The sequence below is a fragment of the Lysobacter capsici genome (genome assembly GCF_014779555.2).
GTDB lineage: Bacteria > Pseudomonadota > Gammaproteobacteria > Xanthomonadales > Xanthomonadaceae > Lysobacter > Lysobacter capsici.
Window position 1 is genome coordinate 540,522 of the sequence record NZ_CP094357.1, and the last position, 13,089, is coordinate 553,610.

The following is a 13,089-nucleotide window of genomic DNA, read 5'->3' on the forward strand; positions in this document are numbered from 1 at the left end:
CTTGCGTTCCTCGAATACCGTTGCGATGCGCGCGCGCTAGCGCGGCGTGTTCTGCGCCAGCAGCGCGATGATGTCTTCCGACCCGGCGCTGCGGCCGAGGTGGCGGATGATCGGATTGGGCTGGCCCGACACCCACAGCCGCAGTTCGGCTTCCAGGTCGAAATGGCCGGCGGTTTCCAGCGAGAACATCACGATGCTGCGGTAGGGCAGGCTGAGGAATTCGGTCTTGCGACCGGTCACGCCCTGTTTGTCGACCAGGATCAGGCGGCGGTCGGTGAACACGATCAGGTCGCGGATTTCGCCGAACGCGCGCTGCACGCTCTCGCCGGGCGCGAGCAGCGGGGCGAAATCTTCGTTGACCTTGTCGGTGGATTTTTCGCCGGCATGGCCGAGCAGGGTGTCGAGCAGGCCCATGGGGATGTCCTTGTCGTGGCGGTGATGCGCATCCTAGCGCAGGGCGGTCGAGACGACGTTGTCGCGTCCGCCCCCTGTAGGAGCGGCGTAAGCCGCGACCGCGACATCACAGATACGACGTAAGCGCGATGTCGCGGTCGCGGCTTACGCCGCTCCTACAGTCGGGTGCCGAGGATTTCGGGCAAGTGCGGCAACACCGGCGTCGGCGTCACGCCCAATTTCAGCAAGCCATTCTCGACACTGGTCGAATCGCTCTGCAGCGAGCGCCAGTTGTCGCGGCTGATCGGTTTGCCCGGCAGGAATTCGCCGATGTCGGCCTGCAGCTTGCCCAGCGCATCGGGCAGCGGCAGCACCGCGCGCAGGCGGCCGCGTGCCTTCGCCGTGGCGCGCACGATCTCGCCCAGGCTCATCACGTCCGGCCCGACCAGGTTGTAGCTGCGCGCGATGTGGCTGTCGTCGTTCAAGGCGTTGACGAAGGCCTGGGCGACGTCGCCGACCCACACCGGCTGGAAGCGCGCGTTCGCCCGGCCCATCGGCAGCAGCGGCGCGTAGCGCAGCAACTGGTCGAAGCGGCAGAACAGGCCGTCGCCGGGGCCGGCGATCACCGACGGTCGGAACAAGGTCCACGACAGCTTGCTCGCGCGCACTTTCTGTTCGGCGCGGCCGCGCGATTCCAGATAATGGCTCTGGCCGGTGCCGGCGTTGAGCGCGCTCATCTGCAGCAGTCGCATCACGCCCATGTCGCGCATCGCCTCGATCAGCGCATCGAGCAGTTCGACATGGACATGCTCGAAACCCGCGCCGCTGTCGCCTTGCTCGTTGAGGATGCCGACCAGATTGACCACCGCGTCGACATCGTCGAGCACCGCGCGCAGGAAATCCGGGTTGCCGACATCGCCTTCGATCAGGCTGGCGTCGCGCGACAGCAGTTGCTTCTTGACCGGATCGACGCCGCGGCTGAGCACGGTGATGCGGCAGCGCTCGCGCAGCAGCTGTTCGACGAGGTGGCGGCCGACGAAGCCGGTACCGCCGAGTATCAGGACATGGCGACGGGGCGCGGGCATCGGCGCGCGCTCAGTCGGTTTCGGCCGGCAGCGGCGCCGTCGCGGTGGCGGCCGAGGCCGGGCAGGTGAAGGACTTGCGCGCGGTGTTGTTGATCCCGCGCATGCGGTCGCTGACCTTCAGCGCATCGCCGTTGAGGCGCCAGTCGTAGAGCACGCTGAAGGCCAACACGCGGGCGACGTACTCGCGGGTTTCCTTGTAGCTGATCGTTTCGATCCAGAAATCCGGATCCATGCCCGGCCGCTGCGACTGCCAGCGCCCCAGCGGCGCCGGACCGGCGTTGTAGCCGGCCATGGCGAAATACGGCTGGCCGCCGTACTTGTCGAGCAACTGACGCAGGTAGGCGGTGCCCAGAATGATGTTGGTGTCCGAGTCGTACAGGCTGGCCGCGCCGCCCCAGGGCAGGCCCAGGCTCTTGGCGACCTGCGCGCCGGTGCCGGGCAGCACCTGCATCAGGCCCATCGCGTTGGCGCCGGAGCGCGCGGTCGGGTTGAAGATGCTCTCGGCGCGGATCTCGGCGGCGACCCAGGCCGGGTCGATGCCGTTGCGCGCCGATTCGCGGCGGATGGTGTCGCCGTGGTGCAGCGGGAAGCGCAGGTAGTACATGCGCTGTTCGTTCGGTGTCTTGTTGAGCGAGAACACCGCGCGGTCGAACCAGTTGTAGCTTTGCGCCACTTCGATCGCGATGCGGCGCTGGGTGTCGTCGTAATGGGTCAGCGCGTCATCCCATTCGCGGATCGCCCACGCGGCGCGTTCGATCTGGAACAGGCCCATCGCCCGCAGCAGGATCGGATCGCGCGCGATCGCGGCCTTGGCCGCGACGCTGTCCTTGGGTTGCACCGGGCACAGCGTGTACGGCAGGCCGAGCCGGTCGGACGACAGGAAGCCGTGGAAATCGGCATTCTTGGCCGATTCGCGGTACAGCCGCGCGGCGCTGGCCTTGTCGCCGGCCATTTCGCTCAGCCGCGCTTCGAAATACTCCCAGCGCGATTCGTCGCGCTGCTTGGCGCCCATCTTGCGGATCGCGGCGAGCGCGCCGGCCCAGTCCGAACGCGACATCGCTTCGCGCGCGCGCCATTCGTGCAGGCGTTCGTCATAGGCCACTTCCGGCACGGCGTTGAGCCGGCGCGCGGATTCGGAATCGTAGGAGGCCACCGACCACAGCGCGGTCTGGTACAGCACGCGGCCGCGGTCTTCGTCGCTGAATGCCAGGGCGGCGGCGTATTTGGGCAACTGCGCTTCGGCGCTGGCCGGTTGCGCCTTGGCCAGCTTGGCCAGGCCGTAGGAGGCGATCTTGCGGCTGCGTTCGGTTTTCGGCCACGCGAGCGCGCGTTCGTTGACGTTGTCCAGGAACGCGGCGTAGTCGTTGGCCTGGGCGAGTTGATCCGCCGGCAATCCTCGCGCCGCCGCGCGCATCACCGCCGGCTGCCACTCCGCGGCGGCCGCGTCGATGCGTTCCCAGCGCAGCTCCGGGCTCAGCCCGCCTTGCGCGGCGAGCACCGCGAACGGCGCATCGCAGCTGTCGGGCAGCGACTTGCCGCTGCTGCGCCAGATCACCTGCGCGTCCTTGGTCCATTGCGCGTCGGCCTTGCCGAGCGCCTGGCGCGCGTTCAATTCGGCGCAGCGCAGGCTGACGCTGCGGTCCTTGCCGCTGCTGTTCTTCGGCGTCCACGCCGCGGTGAACGCGGCCCAGTCTTCGCGGCGCGCGGTCGCGGCCAGCCAGATGTCGCGGAACGCATCGCCGGAGGCTTCGTTGCCGCGGCGATTGAGGAAATCCTGCGCCTGGCCGTTGTTCACGCTGTCGATGTTGCGGCGCAGGCTGGCGTACTCGACCCAGCCGTAGAGCGGATGGCGGGCGATGTCGGCGTACTGGCCGGCATCGAACGGCCCGCGTTCGGCGGCGTCGATCGCGGCGCGCACGCGCGGCAGCAGCGGATCGACCGTGGGCACGGGCAGCGCGTTGCTGATCGCCGCGGGTTTGACCGCGGGCAGCGTCGGCGCCGCGGCCGTGGTCTGGGCGCAGGCGGTGGTGGCGAGGGTCGCGGCGAGCGCGGCGAACAGCAGGGAATAGGGGCGCGGGAGCATGTTCGGGACTATAGCCGAGCGTGGATGAATGTCTTATGTGAACGGTGGGTGGATGGGTGCGGAGTGGGAATGCGGTCGCGGTGTTTGGTTATCGAAGTCGCGGTCTGGAGGAGTTCTTTGGTGATCAGGTGCGGCGGTGGTCTTGTATTGGCGAGGTTGTTGCGAGGGGTTGGTTGATGAGTGAGATTCGGGGGCGCGGCTTTTTTCGTAGTGATTGGGAAAGGCAAAAGCGAATCCCCCCTGCCCCCCTTTTGCAAAGGGGGGAAAAGCAAAGGCGGAAAGCAAAGGCGTGGGAAGTGGGTCGCGTGTGGGAGCGATGGCATGCAGAATCGGTGCATCGCGACGTTCGCCGGATGACTCCAGGCATGTGGGCAGGCCCATGGGTCGACCCGCGATCGTCGCTTCGCTGATTCCTTGGAGCACTGCATGGCGATCTGGCTGGTTTTCCTCGCGCTCGGCGCGGTCGCCGGCGTGCTCGCCGGTTTGCTCGGGATCGGCGGCGGCTTGGTGCTGGTCGCGGCGCTGGCCTGGATCGCGCCGGAAATCGGCATTCCGCAGGAAGCGGCCATGCACACCGCGCTGGCCAGTTCGTTGGCCAGCATCGTGCTGACCGCGACCGCGTCGGCGCGCGCCCACGCCAAGCGCGGCAGCGTGATGTGGCCGACCGTGCGCTGGATGGTTCCGGGCCTGTTGCTCGGCGGCTGGCTCGGCAGCTTCGTCGCGGTGCGCATCGACGGCGAGTGGCTGCGTTGGATCGTCGCCGGTTACTGCCTGATCGCCGCCGCGCAGCTGCTGTTCGGCAAGAACCGCGCCGAACTCGGCGCCGATGCGCCGCCGCCGCAAGGCGCGCCGATGACCGCCGCGGGAGTCGGCATCGGCGCGGTGTCGGCGGTGGTCGGCATCGGCGGCGGCAGCATGACCGTGCCCTTGCTGGTCTGGCGCGGGGTCGCGCCGGTGCGCGCGGTCGGCACATCCTCGGCCTGCGGCGTGGCGATCGGCCTGGCCAGCGCGATCGGCTATGCGCTCAACGCGCCGGCCGGAGCCTTGCCCGAGCACGCGATCGGCTATGTGTACCTGCCGGCGGCGATCGGCGTCGCCGTCGCCTCGGTGCTGTGCGCGCCTTACGGCACGCGGCTTGCCCACAAGCTGCATGGCGACACGCTCAAGCGGGTGTTCGCGGCGTTTCTGGTGCTGGTCGCGGTGAGCCTGCTGCTGGGCGGCTGAAAACGCGACCGGCTTCTCGTTTCGCGGCGATTCCGGCAAGCCCCTGCATCGCCGCCGCTGGCACACGAAAACCCCGCGCTCGACCGTGTCCGACCCGGTCGCGGCCCCGCATCGGGCCGCAGGCCAATCAAAACTGAGACCCAGTTGGCAAGTGCCCGCTATTTGCGCCTTGTGGCGGCTTCACGAATTGTTTACAACCTTCCGGTGCCGCCGGCCGCCGCGGGCGGTGCGCCAATGGCCATCAGAGCCACGCCAAACACCTTGAGGGAGAGAGAGTCGATGAAAGCGTCGCGTCGTCACGCCTTGGCGAAAGCCATCCAGTTGTCCCTGCTGGTCGCCCTGCCGGGCTTCGCAGCCGCCCAGGAAGCCGCACCCGCCAAAGACGCCACCACGCTGGACACCGTCCAGGTCACCGGCACCCGCATCAAGAAGGCCGAGATCGAAAGCCAGGTCCCGGTCCAGACCCTCAATCGCGAAGACATCGAACGCACCGGCCTGACCTCGATCGGCGACGTGGTGCAGGAACTCACCGGCGCCGGCTCGGCGCTCAACACCAAGTTCAACTCCTCGGGCAACTTCGGCTTCTCGCCGAACGGCGACGGCATCGGCGCCGGCTCGGCCCAGGTCGACCTGCGCCACCTCGGTCCCAAGCGCGTGCTCGTGCTGGTCGACGGCATGCGCTGGGTCAACGAGTCCTCCGCCTCGGGCGTGGGCGCGGCGACCGACCTCAACACCATTCCGCTGGCGATCGTCGAGCGCATCGAGATCCTCGAAGACGGCGCGTCCTCGCTGTACGGCTCCGACGCGATCGCCGGCGTGGTCAACATCATCACCCGGCGCAATTTCGACGGCGGCCAGATCAGCCTGAACTACGGCCAGTACGGCAAGGGCGACGGCGAGCTGCAGGGCGTCGACCTGGCGTGGGGCTTCAACACCGACCGCGCCAACCTGTTCCTGGGCTTGAGCTATGTCGATCAGGACCCGGTGTACTCGCGCGACCGCGCGGTCGCGAGCTTCCCGGTGCCCGGCCTGGGCGTGGAGACCGGCAGCTCGGCGACCCCGAACGGCCGCTTCATCTTCAACCCGCCGACCGCGAGCACCGCGTGTCCGCTGACCGACGTCGACGACGATCCCTCGACCCCGCCGGTGCCGTTCTGCAACATGACCACGCCCAACGGCAGCAGCTTCCCGAACGGCGTGCGCTATCCGCAGGACTTCATTCCGTTCACCGGCGCGAACCGCTACAACTTCGCCCGCGAGAACATGCTGCTGACGCCGTCCAAGCGCATGGGCGCGTTCGGCCAGTTCCGCTATCACTTCAGCGACAACGTGCAGGGCTACGTCAAGGCGCTGTACAACCGTCGCGAGTCGGTCAACCAGGCCGCGCCGGAACCGATCTTCCTCGGCGCCGGCGCCGGCACCGGCAATCCGTGGTCCGAGCAGATCACCATCTCGCGTCTGAATCCGTACAACCCGTTCGGCTTCGACCTGACCTCGATCGGCCCCAACGCCAACCTCGACACCATCGCGCGCCGTCCGATCGAAGGCGGCCCGCGCGTGTTCGAGCAGCAGGTCGACACCAAGTACATCGCGGCCGGCGTGGAGGGCAGCTTCGATGTCGGCGACCGCACCTATTTCTGGGACGTCAACGTCGCCAGCAACCGCAACGAAGCCGACCAGACCAACTACGGCAGCTACAACGTCCGCAACATCAACATCGCCCTGGGCGATCCGGCGCTGTGCGCCGCGACCCCGGGCTGCGTGCCGCTCAACATCTTCGGCGGCCCGGGCACCATCACCCCGGCGATGCTGCAGTGGATCAGCCCGGTCGTCCGCGACCGCAGCGAGCAGAAGCTGCAGACCTTCACCGCCAACTTCTCCGGCGACCTGTTCAACCTGTGGGCCGGTCCGCTGTCGTTCGCGGCCGGTTACGAATACCGCAAGTACGAAGGCTTCTACCGCCCCGATCCGATCACGGTCGCCGGTTACTACAACGGCACCCAGTCGCTGCCGACCCAGGGCGAGTACGACGTCAACGAAGCCTATGTCGAACTCAACCTGCCGCTGATCAAGGAAGGCGCGTTCGGCAAGAGCCTGGACCTGAGCCTGGCCGGCCGCTATTCGGATTACTCGACCTTCGGCGGTCAGTTCACGCCGAAGTACGGCCTGCGCTGGCAGGTCGCCGATGAATTCCTGCTGCGCACCACCTACGCCGAAGGCTTCCGCGCGCCGTCGATCGGCGAACTGTTCGGTTCGGCCAGCCGCGCCGACCTGCAGCTCAGCGATCCCTGCCTGACCTCGATCACCGGCGCGCCGCCGACCGGCAACCGCGCCAACTGCGCCGCGCTCGGCGTGCCGGCCGGCGCCGCCCAGGCCAACAGCCAGATCTCGGTGCAGACCGGCGGCAACGCCGACCTCGAGCCGGAAACCGCGCGCAGCTTCACCGCCGGCTTCGTCTACAGCCCGGCCTGGGCCGCGGGCGTGCCGTGGTCGGACAAGTTCGACTTCGAAGTCACCTACTACCGCCACTCGCTGGAAGGCGCGGTGCAGGCGATCGACGCGCAGACCCAGCTCAACCTGTGCGTGCAGACGCTCGATCCGCTGTACTGCGGCGGCATCACCCGTTCCTCGATCGGCGGCATCTCCTCGTTCGAGAACAAGCTGACCAACCTGGGTTCGATCAAGACCTCCGGCTGGGACATCGACTTCTTCTGGACCCTGCCGGAAACCTCGTGGGGCCAGTTCAAGATCAACTGGCAGAACACCTGGGTCACCCAGTACGAAGCCGTCGGCGCCGCCGGCCAGATCCAGCCGCGCAAGCCCGGCGTGGAAGTCAACGACAGCGCGATTCCGGAATGGACCTCCAACGCGACGCTGTCGTGGAAGAAGAACAACTGGAACGCGTCGTGGACGATCCGCCACATCTCCGAGCTGACCGAAATCTGTCAGGCCTCGGCGCTGGACTCGCCGTACTGCGACAACCCGGTGACCGGCGAGAACAAGCTGTCGGCGATCACCTACCACGACCTGCAGCTGGGCTATCGCTTCGAACTGCTCAAGGGCCTGCAGATCACCGGTGGCGTCAACAACGTCGCCGACAAGGATCCGCCGGTGTGCCTGTCGTGCTCGCTCAACGGTTACGACGCGTCCACCTACGACATCCCGGGCGGCCGCTTCTTCTACCTGCGCGCGGACCTGCGCTTCTGATGGCGTCGAGCTGATCGGGCGTCCGCGACCCGGACGCATCCGATCGACGCGGGTTTCAGTGCATGACTGAAACATCGAACCGAACACGGCCGGTAGGAAACTACCGGCCGTTTTTGTTGGGACGGGTTTGCCGGGCGGATTTCGTCGGGCGGATTTTTTCGGTGGATGGGTGGGCCAGATCCAGTTGGATGAATCCGACCGAGCGCAACGTCAGCACGTTTTTAGTGAGTGTTCTCGACCACCATGCGACGGCCTAATCGCGATCGCATCACGTTTTAAATGGACTTGAGTTCCTGCACCGCGTCAGTGCGTGTTTTTGCTGTCTTGCGGCTGCTTCGCGAATGCTTACAAACTCGGCAGCCGTCCGCTGGGGGCGACGGCGAGCCGGGCCATCAGAGCCCGGCCAAATCACCTTGAGGGAGAAAGAGCCGATGAAAGCGTCGCGTCGCCATGCCTTGGCGAAAGCCATCCAGTTGTCGTTGTTGATCGGCCTGCCGGGCTTCGCCGCCGCGCAGGATGCCGCACCCGCCCGCGAGGCCACCACGCTGGACACCGTCCAGGTCACCGGCACCCGCATCAAGAAGGCCGAGATCGAAAGCCAGGTCCCGGTGCAGACGCTCACCCGCGACGACATCGAACGCACCGGCCTGACCTCGATCGGCGACGTGGTGCAGGAACTCACCGGTTCGGGCTCGTCGTTCAACGGCAAGCGCAACGCCTCGGGCAACGACGGCTTCCCGTCCGACGGCGGCGGCGTCGGCGCCGGCGCGACCACGGTCGATCTGCGTCATCTGGGCTCCAAGCGCGTGCTGGTGCTGGTCGACGGCATCCGCTGGGTCAACGAATCCTCCGCCTCCGGCGTGGGTTCCTCGACCGACCTCAACACCATTCCGCTGGCCATCGTCGAACGCATCGAAGTGCTCGAGGACGGCGCGTCCTCGCTGTACGGCTCCGATGCGATCGCCGGCGTGGTCAACATCATCACCCGGCGCAATTTCGACGGCTTCCAGCTCACCACCAATTTCGGCCAGTACACCGAGGGCGACGGCACCAGCCGCGGACTCGACTTCGCTTATGGCGGCAGCAGCGATCGCGCCACCTGGTTCCTCGGCGCCAGCTACACCAAGCAGGACGAAGTCAGTTCGTCCGATCGCGAGCGTTCGCGCTTCCCGGTGCCCGGCACCGGCCTGGCGCTGGGCAGTTCGCGCGTGCCCGGCGGCCGCATCGCCTTCACCGCGCCGGACGGCCGCAAGTACGACCTGGTCGCCAACGCGGGCCAGAGCAACCCGACTTACACGCCCGGCCAGGCGCCGTGCTCGGCCGGCATGCCGCGCACCGACGGTTTCCATTGCTTCGGTTCCAACGACCCGTTCAACTTCGCGCCGTTCAACTACGTGCTATCGCCGTCCGAGCGCAAGGGCGTGTTCGGCCAGTTCCGCTTCGACATCAACGACAAGGTGCGCTGGTATGCGCGCGCCTTGCTCAATCGCCGCGATTCGGAAAACCGCGCCGCGCCCGAGCCGATCGACCTGGGGCCCGGCGCTGGCAACGACTTCGCCGCCAACGTGGTGATCCCGGTCAACCATCCGTTCAACCCGTTCGGCGTGCAGCTCGATTCGAGCAACCTGAGCATCCTGCGCCGCCGTCCGGTGGAAGGCGGCCCGCGCCGCTTCGAACAACAGGTCGACACCTGGTTCGTCGGCACCGGCCTGGAGGGCACCTTCGACGTCGGCGAGCGCGCCTGGTTCTGGGACGCCAACCTCGCCAGCAGCCGCAACAAGGCCGAGCAGACCAACCGCGGCAGCTACAACGCCAAGAACATCGCCACCGCGATGGGCGATCCGGCGATCTGCGCGGCCACGCCGGGTTGCACGCCGTTGAACATCTTCGGCTACAACACCATCACCCCGGCGATGCTCAAGTGGATCAGCCCGGTGCTGCACGACCGCAGCGAGAACAAGCTGCAGCAGGCGACGTTCAACCTGTCGGGCGACCTGTTCGAGATGTGGGCCGGGCCGCTGTCGTTCGCGACCGGTTATGAGTACCGCAAGTACGAAGGCTCGTACCGTCCCGACCCGATCACCGTGCGCGGCGAATACAACGGCGTGCCGTCGCTGCCGACCCAGGGCGAGTACGACGTCAACGAGGTCTATGTCGAACTCAACGTGCCGCTGTTCAAGGACTCGGCGTTCGGCAAGGGCCTGGACCTGAGCCTGGCCGGCCGCTATTCGGATTACTCCACCTTCGGCGGCGAGTTCACCCCGAAGTACGGCCTGCGCTGGCAGGTGGCCGACGAACTGCTGTTGCGCGGCACCTACGCCGAAGGCTTCCGCGCGCCGTCGATCGGCGAACTGTTCGGTTCGCAGAGCCGCGCCGACGTCGGCATGATCGATCCGTGCCTGATCGGTTCCAACGGCGCGCCGCCGACCGGCAACGCCGCCAACTGCGCCGCGCAGGGCGTCAATCCGGGAACGCGTCAGGTCGATCCGCAGATCTCGGTGCTGACCGGCGGCAATCCGAACCTCGAGCCGGAGCGTTCGACCAGCTTCTCGCTGGGCTTCGTGTGGTCGCCGTCGATTCTCGAAGACAGCGCGATCGCCAAGCGCGTCGACATCGAGGGCACGTTCTACAGCCACCGCATCGAAGGCGCGATCCAGGCCATCGACCCGCAGACCCAGCTCAACCTGTGCGTGCAGACGCTGTCGCCGGAATTCTGCGGCGGCATCCAGCGCAATCCGATCACCGACCAGATCGACGGCTTCGCCAACTTCCTGGGCAACCTGAGCGTCATCAAGACCGACGGCTGGGACATCGACGTGTTCTGGACCCTGCCGGAAACGCGCTTCGGCCAGTTCAAGCTGATCTGGCAGAACACCATCGTGGGCAACTACGAAGCCGTCGGCGCCGACGGTTCGCTGCAGCCGTTGCAGGTCGGCCGACTGGTCAGCGATCCGGTGACCCGTTCGATTCCCGAATGGACTTCGAACGCGACCCTGGAATGGAGCTACGGTCACTGGAACGCGTCGTGGACCGCGCGCCACATCAGCCAGCTGGTCGAAGACTGCGGCGACGCGGCCGATTTCGCGGTGTGCAAGAACGATCCGCAGACCGGCCAGAACCGTCTGGGCGCGACGACCTTCCACGATTTCCAGGTCGGTTACCGCTTCGACGTGCTCAAGGGCCTGCAGCTGCAGGCGGGCATGAACAACGTGTTCGGCAAGGACCCGCCGGTGTGCCTGGCCTGCAACCTCAACGGCTTCGACGGGTCGACCTACGACCTGCCGGGTGGTGGTTACTACTACCTGCGCGCGGATCTGCGGTTCTGATCGTAGCGGCGGTGTTTAAAGCCGCGGCCGTTGGTCGGTCGCGGTTCGCGATTGCGATCAATGCGACGGCCGGTGGTTCGCCACCGGCCGTTTGCGTTTGTGCACACCGGTAAGTTCACGCCCCCGCGCCGCTTACGGGTGCCCCCTGTAGGAGCGGCGCGAGCCGCGACCAACCGAAGAGGTGTTCGCAAGCGAATCAACCCAAGCCCGTAAACGCAGGGCGCTTATAGCGGGCGCTCGGGGTTTTCATCGCTTCGGTTGGTGCAGTGGTATTCAACCTCTTCGGTTGATCGCGGCTCACGCCGCTCCTACCCTCGGCCCCCTGATCGATCAGCGGTCCACCCGCTCACCCGCATACCGCAATACCTCCAGCACCGCATCCGGATCGCAGGCATACAAACCCGCGCCCCACGCCGCGTTCTGCTCGACGCAGGCCCAATCGCTGCCGTCGATGATTCTGCGTTGGTTACTGAGATATCAGTAATCGGGAATCGGGAATCAGGAATCAGGAATCGGGAATCGGGAATCGGGAATCGGGAATCGGGAATCGGGAATCGGGAATCGGGAAGGGGACGAACAGCTTTTGCTTTTCCCCCCTTTGGAAAAGGGGGGCAGGGGGGATTCGCTTTTAGCTTTCGTGTTTGCTTTTGAAGTTGCTCTTTCGCTTCGTGCGACAACAGCGTGGAGCAAAAAGCGAATCCCCCCTGCCCCCCTTTTCCAAAGGAGGGAAAAGCAAGAGCGTGGCGCAGAGGCCGTGGCCTTCGCAGCGGTAAACTGTCGCGAAACCGCGAAACCGCGAAACCGCGAAACCGCGAAACCGCGAAACAACTAAGCAACTAAACAACTAAGTCAGCAGCGAAGCTGCATGCGGACAAGATCGCGATCGAAGCACACCCAACCCGAGGCATGCCCGCACGACCCGAGAAAATCCCGCGCGGGCCACTCAACTCGTTGAATACCGAACACACGCGTCCCCCGGACACGCCTCCATCTCAACGCAACGCGTGATCCGGCACATCCAGATCCAGCGACAACGCCAGATGATCCGACAACGCCGCGGGCACCGCGCGGGCGCCGGCGAAGCTCAGGCCATCGCCCAGCAGGATGTGGTCGATCGCGCGCTGCGGACGCCAGCTCGGGAAGGTCGGAAACACTTCGTTCGGCGGTTGCAGGCGGGTGTTGCGGAACAAGGTCTGCATCTCGGGGCGATCGGCCGAGCAGTTGAAGTCGCCCATCAGCACCGCGTGCGGATGGTCGTGCAGCAGTTCGGCGATGAAGGCCAGCTGCGAGGCGCGCGAACCGGCGCCGAGCGAAAGATGGGCGACGGCGATGGTCAGCCCGTCGTCGTCGCTGCCGTAGTGCGCGATCAGCACGCCGCGGCCGGAAATGCGGCCGGGCAGGGGATGGTCGACGACTTCGCGCGGTTCCAGCTTGCTCAACAGGCCGTTGGCGCTGGAGGCGACATTGCCCACGCGGCGATTGGGCTGGTGGCTCCAGTAATCGAAGCCGGCGCGCTGGGCAAGGTAGTGCGTCTGGTTGGTGAAACCCGAACGCAGACTGCCCGGATCGCTTTCGTTGAGGCCGACGATGTCGTGTTCGCCGGCCAGCTGGGCGATGGTGTCGAGGCTGCCGCGCTTGTTGCCGGCCGGCAGCACATGCGACCAGCTGCGCGTCGCGTAATCGCTGTAGCGACGCGTGCTGGAGCCGGCCTGGATGTTCGCGCTGAGCAGGCGCAGCCGGCGTGTGGTCATGCTCGAGTCGTTCCTTGCGC

Annotated in this window: 7 protein-coding genes; 3 read left to right on the forward strand and 4 right to left on the reverse strand. The window is 66.5% G+C overall.

Annotation, left to right across the window (positions count from 1 at the left end; genetic code table 11):
- Window positions 1-36: 36 nt before the first annotated feature.
- The 3 genes from IEQ11_RS02215 to IEQ11_RS02225 form a co-directional block, all read right to left on the reverse strand.
- Window positions 37-414, reverse strand: a complete 378-nt coding sequence (locus IEQ11_RS02215; protein ID WP_036112450.1) for a PH domain-containing protein — start codon at window positions 412-414, stop codon at window positions 37-39.
- A gap of 155 nt (window positions 415-569) precedes the next feature.
- Window positions 570-1,478: a complex I NDUFA9 subunit family protein gene (locus tag IEQ11_RS02220; RefSeq protein ID WP_191823517.1), complete on the reverse strand. Its 909-nt coding sequence runs from the start codon at window positions 1,476-1,478 to the stop codon at window positions 570-572.
- A gap of 10 nt (window positions 1,479-1,488) precedes the next feature.
- Window positions 1,489-3,561, reverse strand: coding sequence for a lytic transglycosylase domain-containing protein (locus IEQ11_RS02225; protein WP_191823518.1), 2,073 nt, complete (start codon window positions 3,559-3,561; stop codon window positions 1,489-1,491).
- Between the two features lie 426 nt (window positions 3,562-3,987).
- Between IEQ11_RS02225 and IEQ11_RS02230 the strand changes: the two genes are divergently transcribed.
- The 3 genes from IEQ11_RS02230 (at window position 3,988) to IEQ11_RS02240 (ending at window position 11,318) form a co-directional block, all read left to right on the forward strand.
- On the forward strand, window positions 3,988-4,785 hold the full coding sequence (locus tag IEQ11_RS02230; protein ID WP_194735223.1) for a sulfite exporter TauE/SafE family protein: 798 nt from the start codon (window positions 3,988-3,990) through the stop codon (window positions 4,783-4,785).
- A 279-nt stretch (window positions 4,786-5,064) separates the two neighbouring features.
- Window positions 5,065-7,992 (forward strand): TonB-dependent receptor plug domain-containing protein, encoded by a 2,928-nt coding sequence (locus IEQ11_RS02235; RefSeq protein WP_096412125.1) that lies wholly within the window; start codon window positions 5,065-5,067, stop codon window positions 7,990-7,992.
- Window positions 7,993-8,423: 431 nt separating this feature from the next.
- Complete coding sequence (locus IEQ11_RS02240) at window positions 8,424-11,318, forward strand: TonB-dependent receptor plug domain-containing protein (RefSeq protein ID WP_191823519.1); 2,895 nt, start codon at window positions 8,424-8,426, stop codon at window positions 11,316-11,318.
- Between the two features lie 992 nt (window positions 11,319-12,310).
- Here IEQ11_RS02240 and IEQ11_RS02245 read toward each other — a convergent pair.
- Window positions 12,311-13,069, reverse strand: a complete 759-nt coding sequence (locus IEQ11_RS02245) for an endonuclease/exonuclease/phosphatase family protein (protein ID WP_036112434.1) — start codon at window positions 13,067-13,069, stop codon at window positions 12,311-12,313.
- Between the last annotated feature and the right edge of the window lie 20 nt (window positions 13,070-13,089).

Excerpts from the sequence above, each read along its gene's own strand:
- IEQ11_RS02215 (WP_036112450.1), bottom strand. The coding sequence starts at position 414 with ATGGGCCTGCTCGACACCCTGCTCGGCCATGCCGGCGAAAAATCCACC.
- IEQ11_RS02220 (WP_191823517.1), bottom strand. The coding sequence starts at position 1,478 with ATGCCCGCGCCCCGTCGCCATGTCCTGATACTCGGCGGTACCGGCTTC.
- IEQ11_RS02225 (WP_191823518.1), bottom strand. The coding sequence starts at position 3,561 with ATGCTCCCGCGCCCCTATTCCCTGCTGTTCGCCGCGCTCGCCGCGACC.
- IEQ11_RS02230 (WP_194735223.1), top strand. The coding sequence starts at position 3,988 with ATGGCGATCTGGCTGGTTTTCCTCGCGCTCGGCGCGGTCGCCGGCGTG.
- IEQ11_RS02235 (WP_096412125.1), top strand. The coding sequence starts at position 5,065 with ATGAAAGCGTCGCGTCGTCACGCCTTGGCGAAAGCCATCCAGTTGTCC.
- IEQ11_RS02240 (WP_191823519.1), top strand. The coding sequence starts at position 8,424 with ATGAAAGCGTCGCGTCGCCATGCCTTGGCGAAAGCCATCCAGTTGTCG.
- IEQ11_RS02245 (WP_036112434.1), bottom strand. The coding sequence starts at position 13,069 with ATGACCACACGCCGGCTGCGCCTGCTCAGCGCGAACATCCAGGCCGGC.